Annotated in this window: 28 protein-coding genes, 1 tRNA gene and 1 pseudogene; 11 read left to right on the top strand and 19 right to left on the bottom strand. The window is 63.8% G+C overall.

All coding sequences use genetic code 11. From position 1 onward, the window contains the following. Positions 1–28 precede the first annotated feature (28 nt). The 3 genes from ABIG06_RS32005 to ABIG06_RS31995 all read right to left on the bottom strand — a co-directional run bounded on the left by ABIG06_RS32005 (position 29) and on the right by ABIG06_RS31995 (position 2948). Positions 29–631: a PepSY domain-containing protein gene (locus ABIG06_RS32005; protein WP_370140963.1), complete on the bottom strand. Its 603-nt coding sequence runs from the start codon at positions 629–631 to the stop codon at positions 29–31. A gap of 250 nt (positions 632–881) precedes the next feature. Then, a complete protein-coding gene (locus tag ABIG06_RS32000; protein ID WP_370139951.1) occupies positions 882–1628 on the bottom strand; it encodes a TetR/AcrR family transcriptional regulator in 747 nt (248 codons plus the stop codon). A 135-nt stretch (positions 1629–1763) separates the two neighbouring features. Further along, positions 1764–2948 carry a patatin-like phospholipase family protein gene (locus tag ABIG06_RS31995; protein ID WP_370139950.1) on the bottom strand — a complete coding sequence of 395 codons (1185 nt, stop codon included), beginning with the start codon at positions 2946–2948 and terminating at the stop codon, positions 1764–1766. A gap of 216 nt (positions 2949–3164) precedes the next feature. On the opposite strand from ABIG06_RS31995, the gene tgt reads away from it, so the two are divergent. Further along, a complete protein-coding gene (tgt, locus tag ABIG06_RS31990; RefSeq protein ID WP_124158230.1) occupies positions 3165–4310 on the top strand; it encodes a tRNA guanosine(34) transglycosylase Tgt in 1146 nt (381 codons plus the stop codon). A gap of 18 nt (positions 4311–4328) precedes the next feature. Here tgt and ABIG06_RS31985 read toward each other — a convergent pair whose 3' ends face one another. Next, positions 4329–4547 carry a hypothetical protein gene (locus ABIG06_RS31985; RefSeq protein ID WP_124158231.1) on the bottom strand — a complete coding sequence of 73 codons (219 nt, stop codon included), beginning with the start codon at positions 4545–4547 and terminating at the stop codon, positions 4329–4331. Between the two features lie 222 nt (positions 4548–4769). On the opposite strand from ABIG06_RS31985, the gene cysK reads away from it, so the two are divergent. Together cysK and ABIG06_RS31975 are read left to right on the top strand one after the other, a co-directional pair. After that, on the top strand, positions 4770–5747 hold the full coding sequence (cysK, locus tag ABIG06_RS31980; RefSeq protein WP_370139948.1) for a cysteine synthase A: 978 nt from the start codon (positions 4770–4772) through the stop codon (positions 5745–5747). Between the two features lie 3 nt (positions 5748–5750). Beyond that, complete coding sequence (locus ABIG06_RS31975) at positions 5751–5990, top strand: BrnA antitoxin family protein (protein ID WP_124158233.1); 240 nt, start codon at positions 5751–5753, stop codon at positions 5988–5990. 102 nt (positions 5991–6092) lie between these two features. Here the strand turns inward: ABIG06_RS31975 and ABIG06_RS31970 are convergent, their stop codons facing one another. Continuing rightward, positions 6093–7511, bottom strand: a complete 1419-nt coding sequence (locus ABIG06_RS31970) for a caspase family protein (RefSeq protein WP_370139947.1) — start codon at positions 7509–7511, stop codon at positions 6093–6095. 201 nt (positions 7512–7712) lie between these two features. Then, a complete protein-coding gene (locus ABIG06_RS31965; protein ID WP_370139946.1) occupies positions 7713–8588 on the bottom strand; it encodes a DMT family transporter in 876 nt (291 codons plus the stop codon). Positions 8589–8736: 148 nt separating this feature from the next. Here ABIG06_RS31965 and ABIG06_RS31960 point away from each other — a divergent pair, with 148 nt between their 5' ends. Beyond that, on the top strand, positions 8737–9135 hold the full coding sequence (locus tag ABIG06_RS31960; RefSeq protein ID WP_370139945.1) for a RidA family protein: 399 nt from the start codon (positions 8737–8739) through the stop codon (positions 9133–9135). A gap of 50 nt (positions 9136–9185) precedes the next feature. On the opposite strand, the gene ABIG06_RS31955 is transcribed toward ABIG06_RS31960, so the two are convergent. The 3 genes from ABIG06_RS31955 to ABIG06_RS31945 all read right to left on the bottom strand — a co-directional run bounded on the left by ABIG06_RS31955 (position 9186) and on the right by ABIG06_RS31945 (position 10786). Beyond that, positions 9186–9731, bottom strand: coding sequence for a hypothetical protein (locus tag ABIG06_RS31955; protein WP_199751284.1), 546 nt, complete (start codon positions 9729–9731; stop codon positions 9186–9188). Then, positions 9676–10026 carry a hypothetical protein gene (locus ABIG06_RS31950; protein WP_124158238.1) on the bottom strand — a complete coding sequence of 117 codons (351 nt, stop codon included), beginning with the start codon at positions 10024–10026 and terminating at the stop codon, positions 9676–9678. The genes ABIG06_RS31955 and ABIG06_RS31950 overlap by 56 nt, the downstream gene beginning before the upstream one ends. Positions 10027–10198: 172 nt before the next feature. Then, positions 10199–10786: a formyltransferase family protein gene (locus ABIG06_RS31945; protein WP_124158239.1), complete on the bottom strand. Its 588-nt coding sequence runs from the start codon at positions 10784–10786 to the stop codon at positions 10199–10201. Between the two features lie 477 nt (positions 10787–11263). On the opposite strand from ABIG06_RS31945, the gene ABIG06_RS31940 reads away from it, so the two are divergent. Beyond that, positions 11264–11482, top strand: a complete 219-nt coding sequence (locus tag ABIG06_RS31940) for a hypothetical protein (protein ID WP_124158348.1) — start codon at positions 11264–11266, stop codon at positions 11480–11482. Positions 11483–11551: 69 nt separating this feature from the next. Here ABIG06_RS31940 and ABIG06_RS31935 read toward each other — a convergent pair whose 3' ends face one another. Further along, on the bottom strand, positions 11552–11854 hold the full coding sequence (locus ABIG06_RS31935) for a hypothetical protein (RefSeq protein WP_027575377.1): 303 nt from the start codon (positions 11852–11854) through the stop codon (positions 11552–11554). Between the two features lie 106 nt (positions 11855–11960). Beyond that, positions 11961–12187: pseudogene (locus ABIG06_RS31930) on the bottom strand (hypothetical protein). Positions 12188–12469: 282 nt separating this feature from the next. Here ABIG06_RS31930 and ABIG06_RS31925 point away from each other — a divergent pair. Both ABIG06_RS31925 and ABIG06_RS31920 read left to right on the top strand, forming a co-directional pair. Next, positions 12470–13549: an AI-2E family transporter gene (locus ABIG06_RS31925; RefSeq protein WP_370139944.1), complete on the top strand. Its 1080-nt coding sequence runs from the start codon at positions 12470–12472 to the stop codon at positions 13547–13549. 126 nt (positions 13550–13675) lie between these two features. Beyond that, on the top strand, positions 13676–14068 hold the full coding sequence (locus tag ABIG06_RS31920; protein WP_124158242.1) for an NUDIX hydrolase: 393 nt from the start codon (positions 13676–13678) through the stop codon (positions 14066–14068). Positions 14069–14150: 82 nt separating this feature from the next. Here the strand turns inward: ABIG06_RS31920 and ABIG06_RS31915 are convergent, their stop codons facing one another. After that, positions 14151–14387 (bottom strand): hypothetical protein, encoded by a 237-nt coding sequence (locus tag ABIG06_RS31915; RefSeq protein WP_124158243.1) that lies wholly within the window; start codon positions 14385–14387, stop codon positions 14151–14153. Between the two features lie 725 nt (positions 14388–15112). On the opposite strand from ABIG06_RS31915, the gene ABIG06_RS31910 reads away from it, so the two are divergent. From ABIG06_RS31910 to ABIG06_RS31900, 3 genes are all read left to right on the top strand, one after another. After that, positions 15113–18217 carry a DEAD/DEAH box helicase gene (locus ABIG06_RS31910; protein WP_370140962.1) on the top strand — a complete coding sequence of 1035 codons (3105 nt, stop codon included), beginning with the start codon at positions 15113–15115 and terminating at the stop codon, positions 18215–18217. Positions 18218–18584: 367 nt separating this feature from the next. Continuing rightward, complete coding sequence (locus tag ABIG06_RS31905; RefSeq protein WP_199751285.1) at positions 18585–19250, top strand: hypothetical protein; 666 nt, start codon at positions 18585–18587, stop codon at positions 19248–19250. A gap of 163 nt (positions 19251–19413) precedes the next feature. Further along, complete coding sequence (locus tag ABIG06_RS31900; RefSeq protein ID WP_370139943.1) at positions 19414–19683, top strand: hypothetical protein; 270 nt, start codon at positions 19414–19416, stop codon at positions 19681–19683. A gap of 46 nt (positions 19684–19729) precedes the next feature. Here ABIG06_RS31900 and ABIG06_RS31895 read toward each other — a convergent pair whose 3' ends face one another. Together ABIG06_RS31895 and ABIG06_RS31890 are read right to left on the bottom strand one after the other, a co-directional pair. After that, a complete protein-coding gene (locus ABIG06_RS31895; protein WP_124158245.1) occupies positions 19730–19972 on the bottom strand; it encodes a hypothetical protein in 243 nt (80 codons plus the stop codon). Positions 19973–20564: 592 nt separating this feature from the next. Continuing rightward, positions 20565–20735, bottom strand: coding sequence for a hypothetical protein (locus ABIG06_RS31890; RefSeq protein WP_319334457.1), 171 nt, complete (start codon positions 20733–20735; stop codon positions 20565–20567). A gap of 1234 nt (positions 20736–21969) precedes the next feature. Here ABIG06_RS31890 and ABIG06_RS31885 point away from each other — a divergent pair. Next, positions 21970–22146: a hypothetical protein gene (locus ABIG06_RS31885; protein ID WP_158626712.1), complete on the top strand. Its 177-nt coding sequence runs from the start codon at positions 21970–21972 to the stop codon at positions 22144–22146. Positions 22147–22289: 143 nt separating this feature from the next. Here ABIG06_RS31885 and ABIG06_RS31880 read toward each other — a convergent pair whose 3' ends face one another. The 5 genes from ABIG06_RS31880 to ABIG06_RS31860 form a co-directional block, all read right to left on the bottom strand. Continuing rightward, a complete protein-coding gene (locus ABIG06_RS31880) occupies positions 22290–22589 on the bottom strand; it encodes a hypothetical protein (RefSeq protein WP_370139942.1) in 300 nt (99 codons plus the stop codon). Positions 22590–22797: 208 nt separating this feature from the next. After that, complete coding sequence (locus ABIG06_RS31875; protein ID WP_124158247.1) at positions 22798–22989, bottom strand: hypothetical protein; 192 nt, start codon at positions 22987–22989, stop codon at positions 22798–22800. 147 nt (positions 22990–23136) lie between these two features. Beyond that, complete coding sequence (locus tag ABIG06_RS31870) at positions 23137–23478, bottom strand: hypothetical protein (RefSeq protein ID WP_370139941.1); 342 nt, start codon at positions 23476–23478, stop codon at positions 23137–23139. Between the two features lie 169 nt (positions 23479–23647). Further along, positions 23648–23723, bottom strand: a tRNA-Lys gene (locus ABIG06_RS31865). A 296-nt stretch (positions 23724–24019) separates the two neighbouring features. Beyond that, positions 24020–26686, bottom strand: coding sequence for a glycosyltransferase (locus tag ABIG06_RS31860; RefSeq protein ID WP_370139916.1), 2667 nt, complete (start codon positions 26684–26686; stop codon positions 24020–24022). Positions 26687–26862 lie beyond the last annotated feature (176 nt).

Here is a 26862-nt window from a genome sequence, read left to right as displayed (position 1 = left end):
CCGGTCGGCACCGGGGGAGAACCTGCCACTATCTGGCTCGAGCGCCCGGCGGCTCCAGGATGACCTCCGTGAGGTCGTCGCCGCTGATCACGACGATCGCAAAATTGAGCCGGCCACGTTCGCGCACGAGGCCACCGCTGATGGCCTTGCCCGAGGCTGCGCGCTCGGCGACGCGCACGGCATCGGCAAGGCGGTGCCTGATCGCACCGAGCGCTGCGAGGTTGCTGCGGTCCTCGTGGTCGAGCTCGCTGAGGGGCAGGGCGGCCTCGCCACCGACGAGCTCGCCGGTCGCGGCATTGATGGTGTGGCGCCAGATCCGGTCGTTGTGCAGGGTCTTCACCCGGTAGACCGGCACGTCCGAAGCGCCGTCGAAACTCACATCGGCGGTGGTGGCGCCGGCATGGCGGGCTTCGGCGATCGCCATGGCCTGACTGATCGTGATCGATGAGCTGCGGAAGCGTTCGATTTCGCGGCCGACTGCCTGGCGGTCTGCTTCGGCATCACCATCTGTGTCGTTGTGGAGCGCGGTCGGCGTGTCCGCGCTCACGACCGCCTGCGCCGGTGCGGCGAGGAGCAGCGCAGGCAAGGCGATCGCAAGCAGTTGTAAGGTCCATCGTCTGGCTGCCGTCATGCTCGAAACCTTCGGCCTGCGAGTGTGCCGGATGATCGTAAAGAATTCGCGGCCGGCCTTGGGCAAAGGCCGGCCGCGGAGCGCCGCGGCGGGCTGCACCTGCCGTGACGATCGAAGCGGTCCGGACCTCTTTGGGGCTGGTGAAAAAGCGGCCGTACCAACTTACAATTAAACCATACCGTATCGTTTTATTTTGGTCAATGACTCTGCGCCGGCCCTCTTGGGGAAAGATCGCAATCTCACGGAATTGTCAGCGGGAGGAGCGGCGCCGCGGCGCGACTTTGGCGGCGTTCTGGACGCGGTCGGCAGGCCCCAGAGCGCCCGCCAGGAACAGCCTGATCGCCGCGCGCATGCGCTTTTCCGCGGCCTTCAGCTCCAGCGCCGTTCCGAACGTCGCCATGCGGTGGGTGTGACCGACGACGACGTCGAGGAACACCTCGGCTGCGATGGTGGTGTCTTCGACATCGAGCGCACCTTGCGCCACCAGAAGATCGAAGAAGCGCGCCGTGGTGGCGACGGCCTTGAGCCAGCCTTCCTCCTTGCCGAGCTTGGCGACGTCGGGGAAGTTGATGGCCTGTGCCGTCATCATGCGGCTGAAGGCGACGGCATCGGGGCCGCAGGTGAAGGTCAGCATCTCGCGTCCGATCTCGACCAGTTGCTGCTCGACCGGGATGTCCGCGGCGCTGCTCAGCTGGGTCTCTGCCGCGGCCGACAGCGGCGCGAGCCAGCGCGCGATTTCCCGCCTCAGCACGGCCGCGAATAGCCCGCGCTTGTCGCCATAGCGCGAATAGACCGTGGGCTTGCTCACCCGGGCCGCTTCCGCGACCGCGTCGAGCGAAGTCGCCTCGAAACCCCGATCCAGGAAAAGCCGGGTGGCGACCTCGATCAGCCGCTGGTCGCGCTCGATCGCAGCAGTTTTCGTCGGCCGGCCGCCGCGGGATTTAGGCATCTCGTGCCGTGGCGCTGCCGGTCTTGTCCTGGTCGCAGTCAATCCCATGCCCAATGATTCCTGCGCGTTTCTGACAGTCGTCTTTAGCTCTATAACGCGCAGCAGCCGGGGCGTCATCGCGAATCTGGCCGAAATGGCCGCATCGTCAACGGTCTCGATCCGGCCTCGTTCCTTCGCGCCGGTTCACGGAAGTGTCGAGGTCCAGGCCTGGCCGGATGCGGCCTTCTCGTATCCGTACTGATACAGCGCCCGCATATAGGTGGTATCGAACCTTTCCGAGGGCGGGGCGGGGTAATCGCGCGCGATGTAGGAGAGATGGAAGCCCAGTCGGTTGCGCTTGGCGAAATCGTAAGTCGAGAGGATGATCGAGCGCGTCTGCGACTGGGTGATCGCCGACAGGCTGCGTGAGGCAACGTCGATGGTGCCATTGGAGACGAGCTCGAAGTTGCGTTCGATCTTCTTGTTGACGAGGATGTAGATGTCCATCTTCGCACTGCCGGGCAGGCGTCCGCTCTGGAACAGCAGGGCCTCCGGCAATGTCAGCACCGGGGCCGTCACGCCGCCGTCGACATGCATCTCCTGAAATTTGCGGCCCTGGCCTTCGGCGTCGATCATGATCGGCGGAAACACCAGGGGAATGCTGGCCGAGGCCGCCATCACGTCGCGAAACAGCTTCAGGGCTTCGGGCGTTCCGACCGCGGCGATCTTGCCCATGTCCCAGATCACGGTGCGCTGGGTATCGAGGTCGGTCGTCACAACCAGCAAGGTCCGGCCCTTGGCATGTTCGCGCGCGACCTGGGCCATGATCTCGGGTCCGACATAGCGCGCGACCAGCTCGCGCAGGCGGGTGTTGCCGAACAGGCCGGATCCGAACAGCACGCGCACGATGCTGGGATCGTTCAAGAGGCTCTCGGCGATGCCACTGGTGTAGACCTCCTTCAGCGTGCCGTCATATTGCGAGCCGAGGAAGGCGAAGGGCGCGATCAGGCCGCCGGTGCTCACACCCGAGACGACCGAGAAGGTGGGGCGGTTTCTGGCCGCGGTCCAGCCGTTGAGCACGCCGACGCCGTAGGCGCCGTCAGCACCGCCGCCGGATAGCGCCAGATAGGTCTTGGTCGCGATGCTGCTGTCCTTCTCGAAGCTGAATTTCGTGACGGGATCGTCCGCGTAGCGCCGGAGGCCCTCGATATCGAGCACGCGCGATGTGCCGGCTTCGGAGGCCGTATAGGGCGTACGCGGCAGGGAGGTGCAGGCGCCGAGCGCCAGGCTGCACATCAGGACCAGCGATCCGATCAGGCGGACGATTGTCTGCCCGATCCGGTCACACGAGGAGACGGATGCGTCGGTCGAATATGAAGGGGTGGGCATTGTCGGTGGCTGGCGATCATGCATTTACTGCCGCCGGCAAATTCGCCGCGGCGTCTCGTCCAGCCCTAAGGATAAAACTACACTGTATCGTTTTATTTGGCAAGGATGGGCGCCACCTATCCTCGGACTGGTTGGTGTCGCAGTCTGGAGCAGAAGTCGGCCGGAGCCCGGCCTGGCGGGTTGATCGGCCTGCTCCGACACGCAATAAGCACGGCCATGAATCCCGACAATGATCTTCCCAATCACTTTGAAGTGCTCGCCGCCGATGGCGCCGCGCGAACCGGGCGGCTGAATACGCCGCATGGCGTGGTGCGGACGCCGGCCTTCATGCCGGTCGGCACCGCCGGTGCCATGAAGGGGATGCACTGGCGCGAGGTGCGCGATGCCGGTGCCGACATCGTGCTCGGCAACACCTATCATCTGATGCTGCGTCCGAGCGCCGAGCGGATCGCCGCGCTCGGCGGCTTGCAGCGGTTCACCGGCTGGAACGGACCGATGCTGACGGATTCCGGCGGCTTCCAGGTGATGTCGCTGGCGGATTTACGCAAGGTCAGCGAGAACGCCGTCACCTTCCGCTCGCATATCGATGGTGCCAAGGTTGAGCTGTCGCCGGAGCGCTCGATCGAGGTGCAGCGTTTGCTCGGCTCGGACATTGCCATGCAGATGGACGAATGCGTGCGGCTACCGGCCGAGCGCGCCGACATCGAGCGCGCGATGCAATTGTCGCTGCGCTGGGCCGAGAGAAGCAAGCGCGCCTTCGAGAGCGCCCCCGACGGCTACATGCTGTTCGGTATCGTGCAGGGCGGCGACATTCCCCAACTGCGTCATGCGAGCGCCGAAGGTCTCGTTGCGATCGGCTTCCATGGCTATGCGATCGGCGGTCTTGCGGTTGGCGAACCGCAGGCGGTGATGCTGGCGATGATCGACGAGACCGCACCATTGCTGCCGCGAGAGCGCCCGCGCTACCTGATGGGCGTCGGCACGCCTGACGACATTCTCGAAGCCGTGAAGCGCGGCATCGACATGTTTGATTGCGTGATGCCGACGCGCAATGGCCGGCACGGCGTGGCTTTCACGCGCTTCGGCCAGGTGAATTTGCGCAATGCGCGCCATGCCGACGATCCGCGTCCGCTCGACGAAGGGAGCTCATGGCCTGCGGCGCGCAACTACGCGCGCGCCTATCTGCACCATCTCGTCAAGGCGGGCGAGACGCTCGGCGCGATGCTGCTGTCCGAGATCAATATCGCTTACTACCAGTTCCTGATGCAGGGCATCAGAGGTGCGATCGCGCAGGGAAAATTCGATGAGTTCTATCAGCGCACGCGCGAGGACTGGGCGAGGGGCGACATCGCCCCGCGCTAGATCAGTTGCAAATCTAGATCAGTTGCAGGTGAAGCGTTGCTTCAGGGCGTGCTTGGTTACGAAGCCATAGCCGCAATTGTCGCAGGTCCAGAGATAGCTGATCACGTGATCCGAGATGTAGGCGGATGCTTCGGCGGCGACCATGGAGTCGGCGCAGACAGGACAGGTCGGCAGCTCGCTGCAACGAGGATCGCGGTTCGGCGCGACGGTCGACAACACTTCAGCAATTGCTGACATCGTGGTGACCTCTCTGCTTGAGACTTAAGCCTAACATAAGCAGAAGCGGTTGACGAGGTCGCAACACAAATGCGTAGGTTTTCTGTTTTTTTCCGCTCACGCGATTTTGCGATGCAGCGTATTTAACATGTGTCGCATTGTCGCTTGCGTGTCGCCGCAAGCTGTCTGTAACTGCGCAATGATCGCGACAGAACTGCAGATCGTCGCCGCAGGGAGTTCATCATGGACGCATCGTCCACCACGGGTGCAGCGCACCAAGCCGGCCGGGGCCGGATCTATGACTCGATCGTCGACGCCTTCGGCAACACGCCCATCGTGCGCTTGCGCCGGCTGCCCGGCATGCACGGCGCAAATGCGACCATTTTGGCAAAACTGGAATATTTCAATCCTGCAGCGAGCGTGAAGGACCGCATCGGCGCGGCCATGATCATCGCGATGGAGAAGGCGGGCATCGTCAAGCCCGACACCGTGCTGATCGAGCCGACCTCCGGCAATACCGGTATTGCGCTCGCCTTCGTCGCGGCTTCCCGCGGCTACCGGCTCAAGCTGGTGATGCCGGAGTCGATGTCGATCGAACGACGCAAGATGCTGGCTTTTCTCGGCGCCGAACTGGTGCTGACGCCAGCGGCGCAAGGCATGAAGGGCGCGATCGCCGCCGCCGAGGAACTGGTGAAGACGACCCCGAACGCGGTGATGCCACAGCAGTTCAAGAACCTCGCCAATCCCGAGGTGCACCGCCGTACCACCGCAGAGGAGATCTGGAACGACACTGGCGGCAACATTGATTTCTTCGTGGCCGGCGTCGGCACCGGCGGCACCATCACCGGCGTCGGCCAAGTGCTCAAGCCACGCAAGACCTCGCTGCGTGTGGTTGCGGTCGAACCGGAAGAGAGCCCGGTGCTGTCGGGGGGGCAGCATACCCCGCACAAGATCCAGGGCATCGGTGCCGGCTTCATCCCTGACATCCTCGACCGTGCCGTGATCGACGAGATCGTGAAGGTCAGCTCGACGACGGCGATTGAGACCTCGCGCGCGCTGGCCCGGCATGAAGGCATTCCGGGCGGCATCTCCTCGGGCGCGGCGATTGCGGCCGCGCTCGAGATCGGCAGGCGGCCGGAAGCTGCCGGCAAAACCATCCTGGCGATCGTACCGTCGTTCTCCGAGCGGTATCTTTCCACGGCGTTGTTCGAGGGAATCTAGGCCATGGCGGATCAACCGAGACGGCCGCGTACGCTGGGCGATGCCAGGACGGAAGCCGAGGCGGCGTTCAAGAAGGTGACGGCGAAGGTCGCCCCGGTGCCGCCCAAACCGAACGCCGTTCCCGGCATCAAGGAGCAGGTCACCCTGCGCATCGATCAGGACGTGCTGGAGTTCTTCCAGGAGGGCGGTCCCGGCTGGCAGGACCGCATCAACGAGGCGCTACGGAAAGCTGCGGGGAAGTAGGCAGCTCCGTCATGGCGAGCGCAATGACGAGTGCGCGGCAGCGCCGTCGCAAATAGAAAAGCCCGGCGTGAGCCGGGCTTTTGCGTTGCCGATGGCTTTGCCTCAGCGGCGGAACATGCCGCCCATCATTCCGCCGACGACACCGCCGACGAAGGCCGCGCCGGCGGCGTCGCCGGGGCTGCTGCGTTGTTGCGGCGCCGGCGCGCTGCTGGGAGGCGGAGCGCTGGCGCGGCGGGCCGGCTTCTGGCTGGCGTCGGTCGCGGTCGCCGGGGCAGCGACCATCTCCGCGAGCAGGGCCTTGTGCTGGTTCTTGTTGAGATAACCCGACGAGGGATAGCCCCGCGCGGTCTGCCAGCGCTTGAGCACGGACCGCGTCTCGTCGTTGAATACGCCGGTCTGCTTGGTGTCGAACCCTAGCGCCGTCAGTCGACGCTGCACGTCGCGGCGCTTGGTCTTGTCGAGGCCGATCTGGTCCTCGGTGACTTGGCTGGCCTCATCCGTGAAGGTTGCGGGATCGACGCCCGCGTTGAGCGTGCGGGTCGCGGTCGAGGCGCCGCTCTTGATCGCCGCGAGGCGCGCCAGCGCCAGCGCTTTGAACTGGCCGTTCGGGTAGGCGGTGAGGTAGGCGTTGAGCTCCTCGGGCTTGTTGGACTCCTTGACCGAGCGCCAGTATTCGAGCTCGACACCATCCCCGGCCGCCGCCGGCACGATGCCGGACGCGGTCGGCGCCGCATTGGCGACCTGGGTCGTCGGAGCCTGGTTAAGATAAACGGCGCCGATCAGGTTGGTATGGCCCCAGGGCAGCTGGCCCTTGTGGGTCTCTTCATTCACCTGGGCGCGCACGGACGTCATCGCCTGTTGGATCTCGACGCCGGGCCTCGTGATGTTGTCGATCAGCGCACGGGTGAATGGGCTGTTGTTGCCCTCCTGGCCGTCGAGCGCGGTCTGGCCGGGACCGGTGGCGAAGGCGATCAGCGTGCCTTCACCGGACTTCATCTCTGCAAGGCCGCTCTGCACGTTGACGCTGCGGGTCGCCGAGTTCGACTTGATCTTGGCGGCGAACGGATTGTCGCGGCAGGCATCCAGGAAGACGAGCTTGACCTTGGCATCACCCATGGTCTGTTCGAGCGTCAGGTCGATGTTGATGGCCGCGCCCAGCTTGACGTCCATCTCCGTCTTGATGTCGGCATCGACGGGCAGCAGGTAGTTGGTACCGCCGACGGCGATGCCGTGGCCCGCATAATAGAACAGCGCGATGTCGGAGCCCTGCGCCTTGCGGCCGAAATCGAGCAGCTTCTCGGTCATCTGGTCGCGGCTGAGATTGGAGCCCTCGATGACCTCGAAGCCGACATTGCGCAGCGTGGCTGCCATCGCCTTGGCGTCGATCGGCGGGTTCGGCAATTGCGCGACGTTCTTGTAGGAGCCGTTGCCGACGACGAAGGCGACGCGGCGGTCAGCCTTGGCGGCACTGACCGACAGCGCCATGCACATCAGCGAAGCGAGGAGGGTGAGATAGCGCATTCTGAAATCCCCAGAATCGAATTGCAGGCAGCAACAAATTGGCAAAGAACCTACACGAAGTGCCCGACTTCGTGCCACCAAAAGGGCAGTCCGTTGCGTTCAACCCGCTGCTGTGTGGCCGAATGTGCACGATGGAGAGCCCCTCCAACGTGATCCAGATCACACGGCTACTTCGTTTTGTCGCGCGAGGCGGCGAGAGGTTCACTGCGCGCGAGCGGCAACGGGCGAGGCGGGCTTCAGATTCAGGAGATTGCCGACCAGGATCAGCGCCGCGCCGAGCACGGTCCAGGCGTCGAGCCGCTCGGAATACAGTAGCCAGCCGGCGGCCGCGGTCAGTGGAACCCGCAGGAAGTCCATCGGGACCACGATCGTCGCGTCGGCGTAGCGCATCGCGCTGGCGAGGCAATAATGTGAAAATGTGCCGCAGACAGCGATCACGCCGACCCAGGCCCAGACATAGACCGACGGCCAGGTCCAGACGAACAGCGTCGGAATGAAGCCTGCGGCGGATTGCACCACCAGCATCCAGAACAGGATCGAGAGCGCGCTTTCAGTGCGGGTCAGCGATTTGACCAGTGCCATCGAGACGCCAAATCCCATGGCGGCCCCGAGCGCGATGAGCTGGCCCGGATTGATCTCCCCCGTCGCCGGTCGGACGATGACGATCACCCCGACGAGTCCGAGCGCGATGGCGGCGATCTTCCATGGCGTCATCCGCTCGGACAGGAAGCTGGCCGCGAGGATTGCCGTCCAGATCGGCATTGTGAACTCGATTGCCACCACTTGGCCGATCGGAATCAGCGTCAGCGCGAAGAACCAGCCGAGCTGGGCGACATAGTGCACCAGGTTGCGGCCGACATGCTGCGGCAGGCGCGATGTCTTGAACACCTTCAAGCCACCGGCGCGGTAGATGATCGGCGAGAGCAATAAGAAGCCGACCAGCGATCTCACTTCCATGATTTGAAAGACGTTCAGCTCGCGCGTGGTCTCGCGCCCGGCAACCGCCATGACCAGCATCAGCGATAGCCAGCCGGCCATCCACAGTGCAGCCATCGTTTTGGACGGTGTCGTGCTCATCGGGGCAGGATGCTGGGGATGGAAACCGGAAGGACGGTCGGTATCGGCGACATCGCCGGCGTTTGCAACGGCCAAATCTGCGGATGCAGCGATGCAGGGGGTCGTGCTAGGCATCTCAAGCAACGAGAAGATAGGGAGAGTGTCGCTCATGCATATCTTGCAGCCGGCCGAGTGGAAAAAACCGCGCGGCTTTTCCCATGGCGTCGTGGTCGACGGTCCCGGACGCTGGGTGGTTCTGGCCGGCCAGACCGGCGGCGACGAGGCCGGCAATTACGCGCCCGACATGGCAACGCAGGTCGCGACGGCGCTGAAGCGGATCGTCAAGCTCCTGGGCGAGGCCGGCGCCGGCCCCGAGCACATCGTCCGCCTGACCTGGTACCTGACCAGCCGCAGCGAATATGAAGCGGCCGGTGCCGGCATCGGTGCGGCCTGGAAGGAAACGCTCGGACGCAATTTCCCGCCCTCGACGTTGCTGTATATCGGCGGCCTCGTGGACGACCGGGCCAAGGTCGAGATCGAGGTCACGGCGTTCGTGCCGAGCGCATAAAAAAAGACCCGGCGAGTCCGCCGGGCCGATTGTGATAATTGTGGTCCGCCTTAGCGCGACATCGAGATGTTGGCGCCGCGGAACTGGCTGTCCGCGCGCATCGTGACGGTCTGCTTGTTGCCGTGCGTCCTCAGCGCGATGTTGGCGTTGAAGCCGGCGGCAGAGGCGACCACCTCGAAGTTTCCGCCGCCACCGCGGCCCTGGAGCGAGCCAGAGATGTTGCGGCTGGCCTCGCTCCAGCTTCCCGAAATGGCACCACCCGCCGACTGAACGTTGGCGGAGAGGATGAACTTGTAGGCATCGCTGGCGCAGGTCAGCGTCATTTCCATTGTGGGGCCGACCGGAGCGTATTTGGCCCGGCAGCGGATGCGTTCTGTCGATCCGTCCTCGAGGCTGACGGTGCCGCCGCCGCTCCAGCTTCCCGCCATCGGAGCAAACGGCCCGGACTGCGCATTGCTTTCGGAATTGGCGACTGCGGCCGCAAACAATACGGCGGCTGCGATCAGCAGCCGCCGGTTCCGGGCACGAACCTGCGTTGGTTTAAAGGCGCGATGCTTCCCAGCGCCCGCTGCACGGTATGCCTGCTGATGCTCCATTCCACTTCCCCGATCCGGCGTTGCCGTTGAGTTGACCGTTGGCATATGCACCATTGATCGAAACTTTCACAAGTCCCTCGCGGCCGATGGTGCCGGAAACGTTAGCGCCGGGCGCAGTGATCTTGCCGTCGGCAACCGTCAGCATGGAACTCGCGGTCGGCTCGCACGAGCCGCTCTTGGTCACGATGGTGACCTGCCAATTGCCGTCATAGGGGCTCTGGGCAAAGGCAGGGGCGGCGAGGGTACCAGCGAAAACTGAAGCGGCACAGAACACCGCGATGCGACCGAAACGCATAAATTCCGTCCTTGAATTTGTCTGATATGCTGACGCTTATTCGGGCGAAATGTGACGGAAATTTGTTGCGTTGCCAAATCGAAAATTGTTCCTGTTGGCACAATGGTTTATTTGGGATTCCGACTCCGGTTTTCGAAGCAGAATCAACGCGGGTTCACGTTAAGGGTAAACGTCAGGAGAGACTCGGCGCGGAGGTCGCGAACTGCTCGTCCTGCGCTTTGGCGGGCAGCGCCTTGTGAACCTTGGCGTAGTCGATCACATCGGCCAGCAGCTTGAGCCCGAGCGGCGCCAGCGCGCGCTCCCAAAGCTCCCGTGCGGTTTCGCCCTTCTTCACGAAGCACCAATCCTGGGCGGCGATGGCGCCAGCGTCCATGCGATCGGCGAGATGATAGATCGTGCCGCCGGCGATCGGATCGCCTTCCTTGATGGTCCATTCCACGGCGGCCTTGCCGCGATGGCGCGGCAGCAACGAGGGGTGATAACCGATCCCGCCGAGCTTGGCGGCGGCGAGCGCGTCCCTGCCGATCCGGGCGTGGCTGTGCGCGGTGATGATCAGATCGGTGTCGGGGGCAATCTCGGACGCCACCACCAGCTTCGGATTGGCCTGGACCACGACCTCGATGCCGGCGGCCCTGGCGGTCGCGGCGAGGCGATCCTCGGCATCGGCGACCACCACCCGGACGACCGAGACGCTGTGCTCCCGGAGCATGTTCAGGGTGGTCACGCCGAAATGGCGGGAGCCGACGAGGGTAATGCGCATGGGTGTCCGATCCGTTTCGCAACTGCGTTATCCCCCGATAACACGTCCGCACGCCCTGTCACCACCCGCGCCGCGTTTGCGTGGGTTATCAACAATGCGCCGGGCGCGAGCCGTCGGCGCACTCATTTTTGCGTCACGGACTAGCGTTGCCGCGCCGCCACGGTCGGACGATAAGTGGCCGACAAGCGGTTCCTGTGTTTCGATTTTAACAAAGATATCCTCGGTCGGCTGATAATGTGCCCCGACCGGGGCTGGCTACATTTCAACCCGCATCCATTTTCGAACCCGGCCTAGGCCGTCGGCGTGATCGCCGGCGGCCTTTTCAGGCCACGCATCACGAAATCGTCCGGCGGTAACACGATCTCAACCAGCTTGGCGTATCGACGAATCCGTCGCGGATTTGTATTGCGTACCGCGACACTGAAAACGTCTGCCGGCATGGGCGCGCAGCCGGGCCTTTTCGACGGGACAGATTTCATGCCGAGCGCAATCGAGCAGATTGTCGACGCCTATGTGCGTCTGAAAAACCGCCGCGGACTCGACGAGCTGATGATGCACAGGCAGCGGCTCGCGGTCGATCTGAAGAGCAGGGCCGGCTATGATTTCAGCCTGCCGATCGGTCAGATCAACGAGGAGATCGCGATCATCGAGGCGGGGCTCAGCCGGCTCAAGGCCGAGAATTCCAGGGCGATCTAGAGGTCTGCGTCGCGCATGGTCGCGGCATGTATGGGCGCTGACCGTTCGCCGGGGGAGCGCGCCTGTCGCTCAGTCGCGACGGCCGCCGTCGATGACCGTGAACAGCGGCCGCGCAGGGGTCGGCTCGACCAGCAGCTCCTCCACCAGTGCGGTTGCCGCATCGACATATTTGCGCGTCGGCTTGTCGAGAGGGCGCTTGGCCTCGTCGTCGAGCGCGACCTTCGCAGCCTCGACCAGCTTGCGCATGCGGGCCGCATGGTCGTCGCCGGCCGTCAGCGTCGCGCGCGCCAGCGAGCGCAGCACGAACAGCTCGCCCTCGAGGCGGAGCAGACGGTCGTTGAGCCTGGTCAGGACAGCGTTGAGGTCGGCCATAATTGGGGTTCGGCGCGGAGAATCCAACCTGATCTAGCGGCGACCGGTGAACGGAGTGCAAACGGCGCCGGTGCAATTCGGCCGATCCTGCGATGCCGCGGGCGGCCTACCACTCGACGCCCGACCAGCGCTTCCCGAACACCGGCGGCCTCGTCTTCACGGCTTGCCAGCCGAAGAAATGATGCTTGCCCGACCAGGCGTGCACGACACCGCTGCAGATGCCGCATTTGAAACTGCCGGTGTGTGCCTCGCTGTGCTCCTCTCTGGTCGCGGTGTAGTTCATGCGCAACCCGCACAGGTGAACTCTTCGATCGTCCAGATGCTGTTGGCCATTGCACAGAAGGTGTTTCGGTGACCTCGAGCCACGGTAGTCACCACCGTTTGCAGCTGCGTAAACCGGCGCTGGAAAATCCGGTTAACGGGCGTTAGCAAAGCCGGGCTGGGGCGCAGGCCAGGACGGGGCGTCATCGTCTCGGAACGAGCAATGGCCCGAAGGTTCCTGAGCGCGGGCGTGGTCAGTTCCAGTCGTCTTGACGCCGGATGCGTTGCTGGCAATAACGGCCGGGCCGTGCAAGCGCCGGAAGTTGCGTTCATGCCGCAAGGAAAGCTGTGCCCGTGAAAAGCCTCCGTCAGTTGCTGACGGGAGAGGACATCATCCAGCTCGTGATCCGGCTCGGCCTGCTTGGCCTGCTGATCATCTGGACTTTCCTGATCATTCGTCCGTTCGTGCCGATCCTGGCCTGGAGCGGCGTGCTGGCGGTCGCGTTCTATCCGGCGTTCAGCTGGGTCGCCAAGATTCTGGGCGGCCGGCCCAAAACCGCAGCAGTAATCCTGACCCTGATCACGCTGGGTATCGTCATCGGCCCGGCGACCTGGCTCGGCATCAGCGCGGTGGATGGCGTGCGCGAACTGGCGCACCAGCTCGGCACCGGCGACCTCGTGCTCCAGTCGGCGCCGGAGCAGCTCAAATCGTGGCCGCTCGTCGGCCCCTGGCTCTTCGAGCTATGGGACCAGGCCTACAACAACGTCCGGGCGGTGGTACGCGAGGTGGCTCCGTATCTCCAGCCGCTGGCGGGCCCGCTGCTCTCGCTTGCCGGAGATGCCGGTGTCGGCACGCTCCAATTTCTCGTCTCCGTGTTCGTGGCCGGCTTCCTGTTTCCGCACGGGCCGAGGCTGGTTGCGGCCGGCCGCGGCTTCCTGTTTCGCGTCGTGCCGGAGCAGAGCGAGCATTTCCTGGGGCTTGCGGGCGCGACCATCCGCGCCGTGGCGCAGGGGGTGATCGGCGTCGCGATCGTGCAGGCGCTGCTCGCCGGCATCGGCTTCAAGCTCGCTTCGGTGCCGAGCGCGGGCCTTCTCGCCTTCATCGTGCTGCTGCTCTCGATCGTGCAGATCGGTGCCTTCCTCGTGCTGCTGCCGGTGATCATCTGGATATGGACCGCCAAGGACGTCACCACGGCGTTGCTGCTCACCGTGTTTTTCGTCCTCGTCGGCTTCATCGACACCATGTTGAAGCCGCTCGTCATGGGGCGGGGCCTGACCACCCCGACCATCGTGATCTTCGTCGGCGTGATCGGCGGCACGCTGGCCCACGGCATCGTCGGTCTATTCATCGGGCCGATCATCCTGTCGGTAGCCTGGGAAATGATGGTGGCCTGGATCAAGACCGAGGACCGCGCGGAGGCGGGCAAGGGCTGATCTCTGCCGGCCGTGCCGCGGCAGGACTCGATGGCTCGCGGCCTGTGATCAAAACGCGCGGCGAACTTGTCTGTTCGACTAGACAAGTTACGATCGGCCCGATTCTGTTTTTCGATTACGGCAGCAATGGCGAAGTCTTCCAAGCTGGTTGCCGCTAGGCGCGGCAAGGTATTGTTGGTCAGACGCCGGTCAGATGGCCTCTGGATGTTCCCGGGCGGCCGCAAACGTGCGCGCGAGTCGGAGAAGGACTGCCTGCGGCGGGAGATCAAGGAGGAGCTGCCCAAGCTCAAGCTCGGCAGGATCAGCCTCTGGAAGGAAGTGAAGGCCAGGAACAAGCGCTCCGGCCGCAAGATGAGCGATGCGATCTTCATTGCCAAGTCCGCTAAGGGCAGGCTGGCGATCGGCGACAAGAAGGAGATCGACCGCGCTGCCTGGCAGAAGCCCCGCGGCATCCGCCTGACGCCGACCTCGCGCTACATCCGCGACCGCCTGTTTCCAAGGAAGCGGCGGCGCAGCTGAGCCAGTCTTCTCGTCCCGCTGATCGCATGCCCGGCAAATGACCGCGGACCTTGCGCGCATCGCGCCAAGACGCCGGCTGCCGTTACTGCTTGGCCGCCATCGTCTCCAAGCAATGGTTGAGAAAAGCGGTGCGATCCCTGGGCAGCACCTTCTCGAGATCGGCCTTCAGCGCGCATTCACGCTGGCGCAACTGCTCGGCGCGGCGCTTCTCGGCTGCCTCGCGGTATTCGGGAGCAACCTTGTTGGGATCGACCAGCGTCTGTGCGTGGGCGGCCGTCGCAAGCAGTGCGATGGCGCCGATGAAAATGAATGACTTCAAATGAGCCTCCGTCAAAGCGGGCATCCTAACGCGCGGCGCGTGCGCGCTCAAACCCGGCGATGAGGTACCCCGTTCCGGCCTGGTTGGAGCGCCGCCGTACATTGGTCCTCCGATCGGCCGGCTTTGGAACGACTCTGCACGGCGCGCGTCGAATCCTGGCTCACGGCCCATCCCCAAGCCCCAAAGCCCTCGGGCCGCGAGAAAACCTTACCCACAAAGGTTGGCGACCTCAGGGCCTCTCGCGCTGAGGTCGTTTGCTAGTGTGTGAACCAGTTCACAAGCGCGCGGCGAAACCGCTGCTATGAAGGCGTCATTGCTTAACCTATTCATGTCGAACGAAACGCCCCAGTGTGGCTCCAAGCGCTGGGGCTTTTTCGTGGCTCCATGCGCGCACGACGTCTTCAATCGCCGCAACGCTTGCATCGAGCGATGCTGATCTCGGGCCGCATGAGTTCCGCGCTGCAGGCCGACCAACAGCAAGATTATCGGGATCGCGGCGCCGCCTTGAACGTTGCCATGAGGGGTGCGTTCGCAGGGCAAATCCCATATGCATGGCGGCGAGTTGCCGATTCGACATGAGGGCGGCTCGCATTCAGTTGGCTACAGTCTAAGACCAGAAGCGGGTTCAAGTGAGGCTTTCCAAGAAGGCGAGGGTCGCCAAGAAGGCGTCGAAGAAGAGCAAAGGATCGCAGCGCGCCACGATCTCGTCTTCGTCGCCTGTCGGCATGATGGCTCTTCATCTGCTTGCACAATGGAAGCAGTCCGGGCGCAGTGGGATCGTCTTTCTCGCCGAGAGCGAGAACAGGGCGGAGCGGCTGGGCAGCGTCATTCACGCGTTCGACCCGTCCTGCGAGGTGCTGGTGTTTCCGCGATTGAACACCTTGCCGTTCGATCAGCTCGAGCCGTCGCACGAGCTCGCAGGGCGCAGAGCCTCGGTGCTGAGGCGCCTTGCAAAATCCAAGAAGCCGCCGTTTCTCGTCTCGACCGCGGAAGCGGTGATGGAGCGCCTGCCGCCGCCAGCGAGCCTGTCGCGCCTGAGCCTGAGCTTGAAGGTGGGCGGCACGTTCTCCGAGCGGGACCTCGAGAGCCTCCTTCAAGCCCTGGGATACGATCTCGACGACGAGCCGGACTTTCCGGGCGGGGCGCTATTCCACGGGCAGACCTTCGAGATATTTCCCGCAGGCGCGCTGGGGCCGTTCCGGATCGAGCATTCGGACCATGCGATCAAACGGATCGTGGCGTTCGATCCGAACGAGCACAGGATCATCTTCGAGACCAACGAGCTGCTCGTCGATCCCATGTCGGAGCGGCTCGGCCTTGCCGGCAAACGCGGCAAGCGCGCGAGCCTGTTCGACTATTGCGGGGGCGCCAAATGGATCGCGGATGCCGGCGTCCCGTTGCATGCCGACGCCTGGCTGGACACGATCGAGGAGGCCGCTGGCCGGGCGGAGCGGGAGCGTGAATATCTCGCACGGCGCGACTGGAAGCAGCTCTCCAAGGGCATGAAGGTGCTGCCGCGGACGGCGCCCTTCCCGCACATCCCGGAGTTTTCGAAGCTGACGTCCTCCAGGAAGGCGCTGCGTGGCTTTGTCGAGGAGACACGCCGCGGCGGATCGCGACTAATCCTCGTCGCCGCGCACGAGGACGATCTGCGCGTGATGGAGCGGATGAGCGGCGTCAAGACGGAGCGCTGCGACGACTGGGAGGAGGCGGTGCGCGGGCGGGGCGGCGAGGCGGCGCTGCTGGCCGATCTCGATGCCGGCTTCGTCGTGCCGGGGAAGAAGCCCCTGGTCGTGGTGACGGCGTCCGACGTGCTCGGCAGCCGCGCGCATCATCCGCAGCCGATGGCGCGCGCCTGGAGCGCGGCCTTCGAGCATGCCGATGTGCCCGAGCAGGGCACGGTGGTCGTCCACCTCCAGCGCGGCCTTGCCGTGCTCGACGGCCTGCAGACCGTCAACACCGGCGGCGGCGCCATGCGCGAGATGATCCGCCTCAAGTTCGCGGGCGACAATGCGGTTCTGGTGCCGCCGCCCGATCTCGCCTTGATGTGGCCCTATGCAGCCGAGCTCGGCAAGCTCGCGCTCGACAAGGCGGACGGCAGCACATGGTGGGCCCGCCGCGGCGAGGCCGAGCGCGAGATCCAGCTTGCCGGCAAGGTGCTCGCCAAGCACATCAGCCAGCGCCGGCGGCGGCGCGCCGAAAAGCTGGTGCCGCCGGGATCGGCCTACGAGAAGTTCGTCGCGCGTTTCCCCTACTTCACGACGATCGGCCAGGCCCAGGCGATCAGCGACGTGCTGGATGATCTTGCATCCGGTCATCCGATGGACCGGGTGATTTGCGGCGATGTCGGCTTCGGCAAGACCGAGGTTGCGCTGCGGGCAGCCGCGGCAGTGGTGCTGTCAGGCAAGCAGGTGGCGATCGCGGTGCCGACGACGGTGCTGGCCCGGCAGCACGTGGCAACGTTCCAGAAGCGCTTTGCGCCGTTCGACATCGAGGTGGGAAACCTGTCGCGGGCCACGGCCGGCGCGGAGCTGCGAGAGACCAGGGAGGGCCTGCGCAGCGGCCGGATCAAGGTCGTGGTCGGCACCCAGGCGCTCACGGGCAAGGACGTCAAGTTCGACGATCTCGGCCTCGTCATCATCGACGAGGAGCAGCATTTTGGCGCGGCCGAGAAGGCCAAGCTCGCCGGCCTCGCCAAGAACGTCCACGTGCTGATGATGAGCGCGACACCGATCCCGCGGACGCTGGCCGCCGGGCTTGCCGGCTTCCGCGACCTCAGCGTGATCGCCTCGCCGCCGGTGCACCGGCTTCCGGTCGCGACCAGGATCGCGCCGCTGTCGGATGCCGCCATCGCCTCCGCGCTGCTGCGCGAGCAGCGTCGCCATGGGCAGAGTTTTTTGATCTGTCCGCGCATCCATGATCTCGATCCGATGCTGGCGCGGGTGCAGGCGGTGGCGCCGGATCTGCGCATCGTCTGTCTGCACGGCAAACTGCCTGCCGACGAGATCGACGACCGCATGATGAGCTTCGTCGAGGGCGGGGCCGACGTCCTGCTCGCGACCAACATCGTCGAGAGCGGCCTCGACATTCCCCGCGCCAACACCATCGTGGTGTGCTGGCCGGAAAAGTTCGGCCTTGCCCAACTGCATCAGCTGCGCGGACGCGTCGGCCGCAGCGGCATCCGCGCCTTCGCCCATCTGTTGACCGAGACGGAATCCGGGCAGTCCGCCAAGCGGCTGGCGGCGCTCGAGGAGTTCAGCCGGCCCGGCGCAGGTTTTGCCATCAGCGAGCGCGATCTCGATCTCAGGGGCGCGGGCGATTTGTTCTCGGAGCAGCAGTCCGGTCACGTCCAGGTGTTCGGGCCGGTGCTCTACAGCCATCTCCTGAAGATGGCCTCGGAGAAGGCCGACGAGCGCGCCGCGGTGTGGGTGCCCGACCTCAACCTCCCGGTCGGAGACATGCTCCCCGAGACCTACGTGCAATCCGAGCCGGTGCGGCTCGAACTCTATGCGCGCGCCGCACGATGCAGCAGCGAGGACGATCTCGACGACCTCGAGGAGGAGACCTCCCGCCGCTTCGGACCCCTGCCGAAGGTGGCGCGCGATTTCTTCGCCGCAGCGAAGCTCAGGATCGAGTGCAAGCGCAGAGGCATCATCCGCCTCGACGTCGGTCCCGAGGCGGTGGCAGCGACATTCCTGCCGGGCCGATTGCGGAAATCGAGAGGCAAGTCGCTGCAACGCGACGGCGATCGGGTGGTCCATCACAGTCCGATGCGCGCCGCGCCGTTCGAGCGGGTGGAGGAGCTGTTCGAGGTGCTGGATGAGGGGTGAGCTGCAAGAAACGCGAAAACAACCCCATGCACAGTAGCTAAGTGCTTCTGCCGCAATGTCTTCTGCAATCAGGCGCAAAAAGCCCGTTTGACCTGTCGGGCAAAACAGTGGCATGATGCCAACTTCGGAAAATCCGCGAGAGGGAAGCTCCTGCTGCGGACCCGCCTGTTCGGCGGTCCGGAGTGACTGCGTAGCGCAGACTCCGCAATCTGTCGGGGATGTCGGGGCCCGTCAGCAGGCCAGGCCGCTAACGTGGAATTAATCCAAAAAGCCCACAATTTTAGACAGTTGGAGATGGGTGCTGCGTACAGGAGCCGTCACGAGGACGTTCCGGCGACGGCGTCCTGTTGCTCGCTCATTGGGGTCAATGCAGATGACCACGTCCTTGGAAACGCCAAGCTTCGCCGAAGAACTCGACGCGGTCGCGCTTGCAGCCGCAGCCGCGCACGACCCCGCAGCCCCGGAAGCTCCGGTGCCGATCAAGCGGTCCGGCCGGAAACCGCTCCTGCTGCTGGCGGTGTGTGCCCTCGCCATCAACGGCGCGGCGGCCGTCTATACGTCGTCGTCCGGTTTGCCGTCGCTGAATGTCGGCAGCCTGGCTGAGCTGCTCCCGCGCCGGGAAGCGCCTGCGCCAGAACCGGATCCGGTCGTCGCTGCCTTGAAGGACATTCAATCCGCCCAGCAGCAACACACGGATTCGCTGCAGGCGAACAACCACGCCTTGCAGCAAAATGCAGCCCTGCTGCAGCAGGACTCGCTGGTGCTGCTGTCGCTGCGGCAGAGCATCACGGACGAACGGGTCGATGTGAAGAAGATATCTTCGCAGCTGTCCACGCTGATCGCGAAGGTCGACTCGCTGCAGAATGTGATGATGTCGGACGTCACCTCCTCCATCCGGCGCGCGAATGCCCGCTACGGACTATCTGCAGCGATGCGCAAACGGCTGGTGCGGCCGTCGAAGCCCCTGGGGCCGGTTTCGGTGGGAGGGGCGCCGCTGAGTGTGCCGGCGACGGTTTCAGCGCCGGAAAGCTGAAGATCGGAAGATCGTTCATCTCCGCGCCCGGCCTGGTTTCCTGATTTAAAGCGTGCTGGGTGAGGCTTGACTGCCCGACGTGCTTTTCAGGAATCTGTGTCTTGCTCAAGCGATGTCCGCATCCCAGTTCGACTGGTGTGCGATCAGAAGTGCGGAGGACAAGATGCGCAGAGTGTTGGTGATGTTCCTCGCGTTGGCTTCGCTGACCCAGGCCCACGCCGAGGGGAAGGTGAGCGGCCCGGACGCCTCGTGCAGCTATACGCTGGCGAACGGGGACACGTACAAGATCCCAGCGGGTCAGAATCTCTGCTGGCGCGTCCCGCCGCCCTCTTACAGGGTGTACACGCTCCTGCGTTGTGATCCGCCGTTTCAGGAGCTCAGCCGGGTCCAACAGGGCGATGGCCGCTGCAACAAGTACGAGGAACGCCAGTAACTGGTGCTGGATGCGCGCCTTCGAGGGCTGCTCTGACCGCGAGGCCTCACTTCAAGGCGTGATCGATCTTGTGCCCCAGATGCCCGGTGTCGTGATCGCGACGCAGCTGGCTCAGCGATGTCTCGTTCAGGTGGGCCAGGACCTCGCTGAGCTGCGCCGCATCGGGATAGCCGGCCGCAAAACCCTTTCCGTAGATCTTGCGCAATGTGCCGACCAGCGCGTTGCCGTGCTTCTTGCTGATCTGACCGTCCTTGTCGCGATGGCGACCATCCAGGCCCGGTTCCTTCATGTGTCTCTCCCGTGCGGCGTCTGAAGCGCCTGGAAAGAGCCTGCGCCCAAACGAACAGACTGGCAATGGCATCGCGTGCGCGCGTTGACGATTGCCGGCGCCGCCGCAAGAGCCCCCCGCGCTCGTCTCGCCTGCTTGTGAAGGCGCGGTCGATTGTGGTGAACCGACAGGTGCAACACATGACGGAACGCTTGCACGATGGGAGCTGACGCGATGCGCTCTCTTTTTGCCTTGGGTCTCGTGGCTCTGTTGCTGGTGCTGTGCACCGCCGCAGACGCAGCAACAGTGCATCGCCCGCGCGCACGCCCACTTGCGGTGGACCGGCCACGCACGAATACGACACCGCCGGCGCGCTTCGCGGTCCCGGGCTGGAGTGACGAAGCAACACGGCGCTGGCTCGACAATGCCTCGTCGAACGTCGGCCGAGGCGGATAGCGGCGACAGGCGCCGGCGATCGCTCGGAACTAAAGCATGATCCGGAAAAGTGCGCAGCGGTTTTCCTTCGCGACAAACGCGGAACCCGTTTGCGCGGAGATCGTGCTTAAACGACAACCTAAAGCGCGATGACGATTCATCCTGATCGCATCGCGCTTTAGGCGGCCTGCTCGTCGAACGAAGTATAGACGCGGCCGCTGGGATCAACGACCCGAACGTCCCGGCAGCCGTCCTGAACAAGCTCCTTGGCCTTCTTGAGGGCGGCGGCGAGTGACAGCCGCTTGAGACTGACGACGCCCGCCGTGTCGAAACCGTTGATTTCAAACATGATGTCCCTCCGGTTTTCCTGAATGCTACACGTTTCCGGCGGGTTGTCTCCTGGCTTTTGGGGGAGGACCGTTGGAACAGCCGCAGATGCGAGGCGATGGCGGTAAGCCAGCCGAAGCGCTGAGAGTCAGAATCGAATTCCGATGACACGCGAGCCGCGTTTCTGCCGGATTGTCAGCGCGGCTTCAGCTGATGGCGCCTTGTGCATCGCTGGCGTTGCGCGAAAGTAGGCGCGCGCAGCCTGGCGCGCACGCGACTTGAGCGGCGACAACGGACCCGTTGACTTGCAGCGTCGGCAGATTTCTCTTTTTTGCGAGACGGGACTCTAGACCGCCACCTCATCTCGCCCGTCCCGGCACTCCCGGCGCTCTGATCCGCAATTGAATCGGCAGCCGGGAGCATTTGGGGGCTGGAAGCCGAGCCGTGCCACATTCGCATCCGGGCGGCAATGCGTAGAACATCGCACTCCGGTAGTTATACGGAATCCATTTTCGGAACGGGGTGTTCTATGAAGAGAACACCGGCGCGATTTAAGTACCAGATTCTATTTTTGTCGGGAATGGCCGCAGTGGGGGCTGGAACCACGCTGCGGCTTTTCCCATTGGAGGACTGGGAAGCCCACAGCGACGAGCTGATGGACTTCTGGGCGTCGGGGGCGTTCACCACGGCCGAACGCTTTCCGGATTCAAAACCATGGCTGTTGTTCGCGGTGACGGCGGTCTGCCGTGGGCAGCAATGCACCTTGATGAAGAGTAAGAGGGAAGCAAAGCCGCTTGTTAGGGGTCGGTGCGCTGCTCGCAGAATAGCTGGAGGTGCCGACAAATCAGTGGCACGCGATCAAAAGCCACAACGCGGCTCATTGAATCTAACTGCTCCCAGCGGAGTAGCTCAGCAGTTTTGATATCGCTCCTCCAAATCAAGACGCCTTTTCGAAAGTCCGAAAGATCGCAGCCTGTCTTGTTTCACCGCTCTTCAGCTGAAGCTTGTAGACATTGACGATTGGTCCGGCAATTACAGATCGGGCTTCGTCCACGCCATACATGAAAGAAGCCACTAGCAGAAAGAAAATCCAAACCCGAATACAAGAGGGCGACGCACTTCTCTGCTGGGCGTCTTCCAATTGAGATAGAGCATCAACGCTGCCATCGCTGCCAGCATTCCCGCCAGCACTTGCATGGCCAATCTCAGGGCGTTGGGCCGATGCCGCCACCTATGGCGAAGCCGTCCATGAAACCTTGATCGATCCGATCAGAACTCTGAAGCAATTGCAGGCAGCCGATTGGGTCAAGGATAGCAGGAGCCTTGAGCCTTATCGCGTTGCGCTCGCAACCTGCATTGCGGAAATGGAGCGCACCGTAGCAATGTTTGATGACGTTCCGGAGTTGCCCAACGAAAGAGATGAGCGGCGGTGAGCGGGACGGATAAGAGCTAGGCTTGAGGTCCATACAAGGTCACGACGATTAAGCATCCCAATGCAACGTGGGTCGAAGTTTCGATCATGTCGGATGACCTTGGCGTGTTCGAAAAATCCGGCCGCACCTCCGCGCCGCGCTGATCATCGCTCAAACCGTCCCATCCGGTTGACCACATTCATCTGCTCGAACGCCCTTGCGATCTGCTCCGATCCGTGCTCGCTCTTGAGCGCTTCCCAGGCGGTCTCAAACTTCGACTTGGCTTGCTCCATATTCTCGGCATTGCCAGACCGTGCACCCGGCACGGAAACGACCACGGTCCACAGCCAGAGCTCTGGTGACCGCTCGCGAGCAAGCCGGATGCGGCCGATCATCTGACCGTCTTCAAACACGATGTAATCGTCAGGGTCGAGCGCGCGAAGGCGGAGCATGTCGTTTTCCAAGAGCTTAACAAAAGAAGTGACGGATCAAAGCCGACGGCGCCGTCCCCTTCCTATTGGGAAATTTCCCAGTGCGGCTCGCGGCCGTGCGGAGATTGGGTAAAGCTTGCTTAAGAGGCCTTAACTAAAGATGTAATGTCCGGCCTCGCACACCCGGATAACCCTTACTGGCAAGCTCTGATCCGGCGCCGATCCTTAACCCGGCGCTGGATCATTGCGTGGCAGGGTCTCTACCTTCCGACTGTTCTATTGCCCGTTCAACCTCCGCCGCCAATGCGTTGAGATGGTCGGCCAACCGCGTGAACAGGTCGCGCTTCTTTGTGTCCGTCGCGAGATCGCGGATCAGAGCGCATTCGGCCGCATCGGTGCGTAGCTTCTCCGCTTGGGTCCGCATGTCCTTCATTGATCGCCCCATCGTCGGGAGGGTTGGAGAGCCGAGGGAGGGTCGTCCGAGGCGGTAGATACTCGTTTTGTTCGAGGCCTGTTCTGACTTAGGAGAACTACGGTGTCCCACAGCGGACACACGCCAGCAGCAATGCCAGCCGTTTCCTCACGGCCCTACGCCGTCGCCCTGATACGGTTGGCAGCGAACCTTGAAGCTTGCCACCCGTCTACCAAGCAGCCAAAGCTCAGCGCTTTGACATTTCGCCAGCTGCCCGCCGCGAAACTTCGCCGCCTCGTCGTTTGGACAGCTCAGATCGAGACGGTCCACGATGTGCCCGCTCTCATCCAGAATATAAAGTCGGTAGCCCGGCATCGAGGCCTTCCAAAGAAGGATTTTGCCCTGGGGCACCTTGCCTGATCGTATCAGCTGACTTTTTGCGCCAGCGCAAAGATAGTTTAAGAACCTCGGCCCGAACTGGCCGATCTTGTTCGCACGCATCGGGATCATGCGGGCGCTGAACCGGGGCAAGGCCGCGCCGGGGGGCGAGGCGGAAGCGGGCCAAGAGCTATCGGGTGATCGGGTGACGGCCACTGCTACACAGGTGCTACAAGAGTTGTGTAGCAATCGAGTAGCAGATCGGAGTGATTCGGTATCTGTTTGAATTTGTTAGCTAATTTGGTGAGCGCGCTGGGGCTCGAACCCAGGACCCCGTGATTAAAAGTCACGTGCTCTACCGGCTGAGCTACGCGCTCCCATGGCCGCTGATGGCTTCGAATGAGATCGCCATCGTGGTCGGACATTCGAGAAGCATGTCTTGCCGCTGCGCTTCTTATGCTTGCGTCGCGGGGAAAAACCGGCCGTTTCCGGATCATACTCTCGGCCCGCGCTGTGTAGGGGGAGTGGCTGCGGAGGTCAATAGTGCGGGTGGTTGCCGAAGTTCATGGCAGGAGCGGGGATTCGCTCGCTGCTTCCGCTGGTTAGGCCGGGAATCTCAACCTGATTGGCCGGCCGCCATCCACGCCCAACAGCGAGGATGGCCTCCTGCCCGTCAGTTCGTCTCCCGCCGCACCTCGCTCGGCACAGTTTGCGGCGCGCCGACGGGGGGCAGGGCGACCGGGCGGAGGCCGATCAGCTCGGCGGTGCGGATCGCGCTGTCGCGCCAGAACTGGAACGAGTTGATGCGGCTGAGCTCGAGGATGGCGATGGCGACCGCGGCCAGGAACGGCAGGCTCTGCAGCACCAGCACGCCGGCGAAGATGTAGATCTCGGTGATCTGCCGGAAGCTGTTGGAGGCGACCAGCACGCCGGCGCCGATCAAGAGCAGGGAGCCGATCACGGCTTCCCAGAACGCCTGGAACTCGATCGACATCCGGCTGAGACCGCCCTTGGAGGTGCGGGCGAAGGCGATGTGCTCGGTGATCAGGCCCTGCGCGACCGCGCGCGACACCGTCCACTGCACGCTCATCGCCGCGATCATCGCGCCCAGCATCTGGCCCGGCTTGATCGCGACGCGGGCGCGGTACATCGACAGGAAGTGCGCCAGCGAGACGACGAAGGCGCCGATGATCGGCAGCGTCAGGATCTTGTCGGGAATGGCAATGTCGGCGAAGGCGACGATCGGCACCCAGACGAGGTTGAGCAGCGCCACGACCACGCCGAGGCTTTCGGCGCCGAGCCAGTTCAGCCAGCCGAGGCCGTATTCGCGCTTCTGGTCGGGCGTCAGCCGGCTCGCACCCGGCAGGAAGCGGCGCCAGTGCTTCTTGACGATCTGGAGGCCGCCATAGGCCCAGCGGTGCCGCTGCTTCTTGAAGGCCTCGTAGGTGTCGGGCAACAGGCCCGCGCCGTATCGGGTGTTGGTGTAATGCGTGACCCAGCCGAGCTCCTGGATCGCAAGGCCGAGATCCGAGTCCTCGCAGATCGTGTCGCTCGACCAGCCGCCGGCCATGTCCATCGCGGCGCGGCGGATCAGGCACATCGTGCCGTGCACGATGATGGCGTTGGCCTCGTTGCGCTGGACCATGCCGATGTCGAAGAAGCCGGCATATTCGCCGTTCATGATGTAGTGCATGATCGACAGATCGCCGTCGCGATGCTCCTGCGGCGCCTGCACGAGGCCGACGCGCGGGTCGGCGAAAGCAGGCACGAGGTCCTTCAGCCAGTCGGGCTCGACGACATAGTCGGCATCGAGGATGCCGATGATCTCGGCATCGGCGGCGGTGCGGTCCATGGCAATGCGCAGCGCGCCGGCCTTGAAGCCCTGCACTTTCTCGGCGTTGATGAATTTGAAGCGTTCACCGAGGGCGCGGCAATGGTCCTGGATCGGCTGCCAGAAGGCGGGATCCGGCGTGTTGTTGATGATGACCACGCATTCGTAGTTCGGATAGTTCAGCATCGACAGCGCATCCAGCGTCTGCTTGAGCATGTCGACCGGCTCGAAATAAGCGGGGATGTGGATCGAGACCTTCGGATAGTAGTTCTCGGGCACGTTCGCGACCGGCTTGCCCTTGCTGAGCAGCCGCTGCGGCGGCCGGCCAAACGCGACCGCGGCGATCTCGTCGATGCGCGCCATCGCAATGAGAACGAGGGGAACAAGAAGGATCATGCCGAGCGTCAGCGCGAAGGCCGAGCCGAAGATGAAGTAGTGGCTGTTCCAGAACGCGAACACGGTCGCGGCCCAGGCGCCGACGCCGTTGGCGGTCGCTGACAGCAGGAAGGCCTGCTTCGCGGTGGCTTTCTGGATCCGCAGAATCGGCAGCGACAGCAGGACGCCGACCAGCAGCGCGATGCCCATCAGCTTCCAATAGTCGGGGTTCTCCACCGGGCCGGTCCAGGCGAATTTCGGCTCGCGGCTGGCGTTGAGGATGCCCCAGTAGGGACCGACGCCGCCTTCGAAGAATTTCCAGGGCTGATCGATCGCTTCGACGATGTTGTAGTCCATGCCGAGTGCTTCAGCGCGGGTGACGAAGTCGCGCAGGATCAGCGCCTGCTGGAACGGGCCGGGATCGGCATTGCGCAGGTTGTAGCCCTGGCTCGGCCAGCCGAACTCGGCGATCACGATGCGCTTGCCGGGGAACAGGTTGCGCAGCAGGTTGTAGCGGTCGACGGCCTGGTCGACCGCCTGGTCGGAGCGGAAGTTTTCCCAGTAGGGCAGCACGTGGGCGGCGATGAAATCGACGCTGGAGGCAAGGTCGGGATTGTCGCGCCAGATGTTCCAGATCTCGCCGGTGGTGACGGGCACGCGGACCGCGCCCTTCACTTTCTTGATCATGTCGATGAGGTCTTCGACCTTCTGCTCGCCGCGGTAGATCACCTCGTTGCCGACGACGACGCCGACGACATTGCTGTTCTTGCGGGCGAGGTCGATGGCGGCCTTGATCTCGCGCTCGTTGCGATCCTTGTCCTTGTCGATCCAGGCGCCGACGGTGACCTTGAGGCCGAACTCGGCGGCGATCGGCGGCACCAGTTCCACGCCGCCCGTGGACGAATAGAGACGGATCGCGCGCGTCATGGTCGACAGCGTCTTCAGGTCGGCGCGGATTTTCTCGACGGTCGGGATGTTGTCGATGTCGGGGTGCGCCGAGCCTTCGAACGGCGCGTAGGAGACGCTGGGCAGGAGGCCCTTGAAATCAGGCGCGGGTTCCTTGTCGCGCAAGACCCCCCATAGCCCTGCGTGGAGTGCAGACACGAGCAACAGAACGGCGGCGACAACGCGCATCGCGGCTAAACCAAAAGGGGCTGAGGTGGCAGGGAAGCGGATCCGACCCCGAGATCCGACCGAGTCCGCGGCAAAGGGAGCATATCTCCGCCGCGCGGTTTCACAACTGTCATGGCCTCATGTCCTTATGAGGGCATGGCCTTTTTCGAACGACGCGCGGCGGTGCCAACCGCGTC

Origin of the sequence: Bradyrhizobium sp. USDA 326, assembly GCF_049739485.1 — a bacterium.
In the GTDB taxonomy this organism is placed as follows: Bacteria; Pseudomonadota; Alphaproteobacteria; order Rhizobiales; family Xanthobacteraceae; genus Bradyrhizobium.
Note: the sequence above shows the minus strand (reverse complement) of the source record. Positions and strands in the feature narration are given on the sequence as shown.

Excerpts from the sequence above, each read along its gene's own strand:
- ABIG06_RS32005 (WP_370140963.1), bottom strand. The coding sequence starts at position 631 with ATGACGGCAGCCAGACGATGGACCTTACAACTGCTTGCGATCGCCTTG.
- ABIG06_RS32000 (WP_370139951.1), bottom strand. The coding sequence starts at position 1,628 with ATGGGATTGACTGCGACCAGGACAAGACCGGCAGCGCCACGGCACGAG.
- ABIG06_RS31995 (WP_370139950.1), bottom strand. The coding sequence starts at position 2,948 with ATGCCCACCCCTTCATATTCGACCGACGCATCCGTCTCCTCGTGTGAC.
- tgt (WP_124158230.1), top strand. The coding sequence starts at position 3,165 with ATGAATCCCGACAATGATCTTCCCAATCACTTTGAAGTGCTCGCCGCC.
- ABIG06_RS31985 (WP_124158231.1), bottom strand. The coding sequence starts at position 4,547 with ATGTCAGCAATTGCTGAAGTGTTGTCGACCGTCGCGCCGAACCGCGAT.
- cysK (WP_370139948.1), top strand. The coding sequence starts at position 4,770 with ATGGACGCATCGTCCACCACGGGTGCAGCGCACCAAGCCGGCCGGGGC.
- ABIG06_RS31975 (WP_124158233.1), top strand. The coding sequence starts at position 5,751 with ATGGCGGATCAACCGAGACGGCCGCGTACGCTGGGCGATGCCAGGACG.
- ABIG06_RS31970 (WP_370139947.1), bottom strand. The coding sequence starts at position 7,511 with ATGCGCTATCTCACCCTCCTCGCTTCGCTGATGTGCATGGCGCTGTCG.
- ABIG06_RS31965 (WP_370139946.1), bottom strand. The coding sequence starts at position 8,588 with ATGAGCACGACACCGTCCAAAACGATGGCTGCACTGTGGATGGCCGGC.
- ABIG06_RS31960 (WP_370139945.1), top strand. The coding sequence starts at position 8,737 with ATGCATATCTTGCAGCCGGCCGAGTGGAAAAAACCGCGCGGCTTTTCC.
- ABIG06_RS31955 (WP_199751284.1), bottom strand. The coding sequence starts at position 9,731 with ATGGAGCATCAGCAGGCATACCGTGCAGCGGGCGCTGGGAAGCATCGC.
- ABIG06_RS31950 (WP_124158238.1), bottom strand. The coding sequence starts at position 10,026 with ATGCGTTTCGGTCGCATCGCGGTGTTCTGTGCCGCTTCAGTTTTCGCT.
- ABIG06_RS31945 (WP_124158239.1), bottom strand. The coding sequence starts at position 10,786 with ATGCGCATTACCCTCGTCGGCTCCCGCCATTTCGGCGTGACCACCCTG.
- ABIG06_RS31940 (WP_124158348.1), top strand. The coding sequence starts at position 11,264 with ATGCCGAGCGCAATCGAGCAGATTGTCGACGCCTATGTGCGTCTGAAA.
- ABIG06_RS31935 (WP_027575377.1), bottom strand. The coding sequence starts at position 11,854 with ATGGCCGACCTCAACGCTGTCCTGACCAGGCTCAACGACCGTCTGCTC.
- ABIG06_RS31920 (WP_124158242.1), top strand. The coding sequence starts at position 13,676 with ATGGCGAAGTCTTCCAAGCTGGTTGCCGCTAGGCGCGGCAAGGTATTG.
- ABIG06_RS31910 (WP_370140962.1), top strand. The coding sequence starts at position 15,113 with ATGATGGCTCTTCATCTGCTTGCACAATGGAAGCAGTCCGGGCGCAGT.
- ABIG06_RS31905 (WP_199751285.1), top strand. The coding sequence starts at position 18,585 with ATGCAGATGACCACGTCCTTGGAAACGCCAAGCTTCGCCGAAGAACTC.
- ABIG06_RS31900 (WP_370139943.1), top strand. The coding sequence starts at position 19,414 with ATGCGCAGAGTGTTGGTGATGTTCCTCGCGTTGGCTTCGCTGACCCAG.
- ABIG06_RS31895 (WP_124158245.1), bottom strand. The coding sequence starts at position 19,972 with ATGAAGGAACCGGGCCTGGATGGTCGCCATCGCGACAAGGACGGTCAG.
- ABIG06_RS31890 (WP_319334457.1), bottom strand. The coding sequence starts at position 20,735 with ATGTTTGAAATCAACGGTTTCGACACGGCGGGCGTCGTCAGTCTCAAG.
- ABIG06_RS31875 (WP_124158247.1), bottom strand. The coding sequence starts at position 22,989 with ATGAAGGACATGCGGACCCAAGCGGAGAAGCTACGCACCGATGCGGCC.
- ABIG06_RS31870 (WP_370139941.1), bottom strand. The coding sequence starts at position 23,478 with ATGATCCCGATGCGTGCGAACAAGATCGGCCAGTTCGGGCCGAGGTTC.
- ABIG06_RS31860 (WP_370139916.1), bottom strand. The coding sequence starts at position 26,686 with ATGCGCGTTGTCGCCGCCGTTCTGTTGCTCGTGTCTGCACTCCACGCA.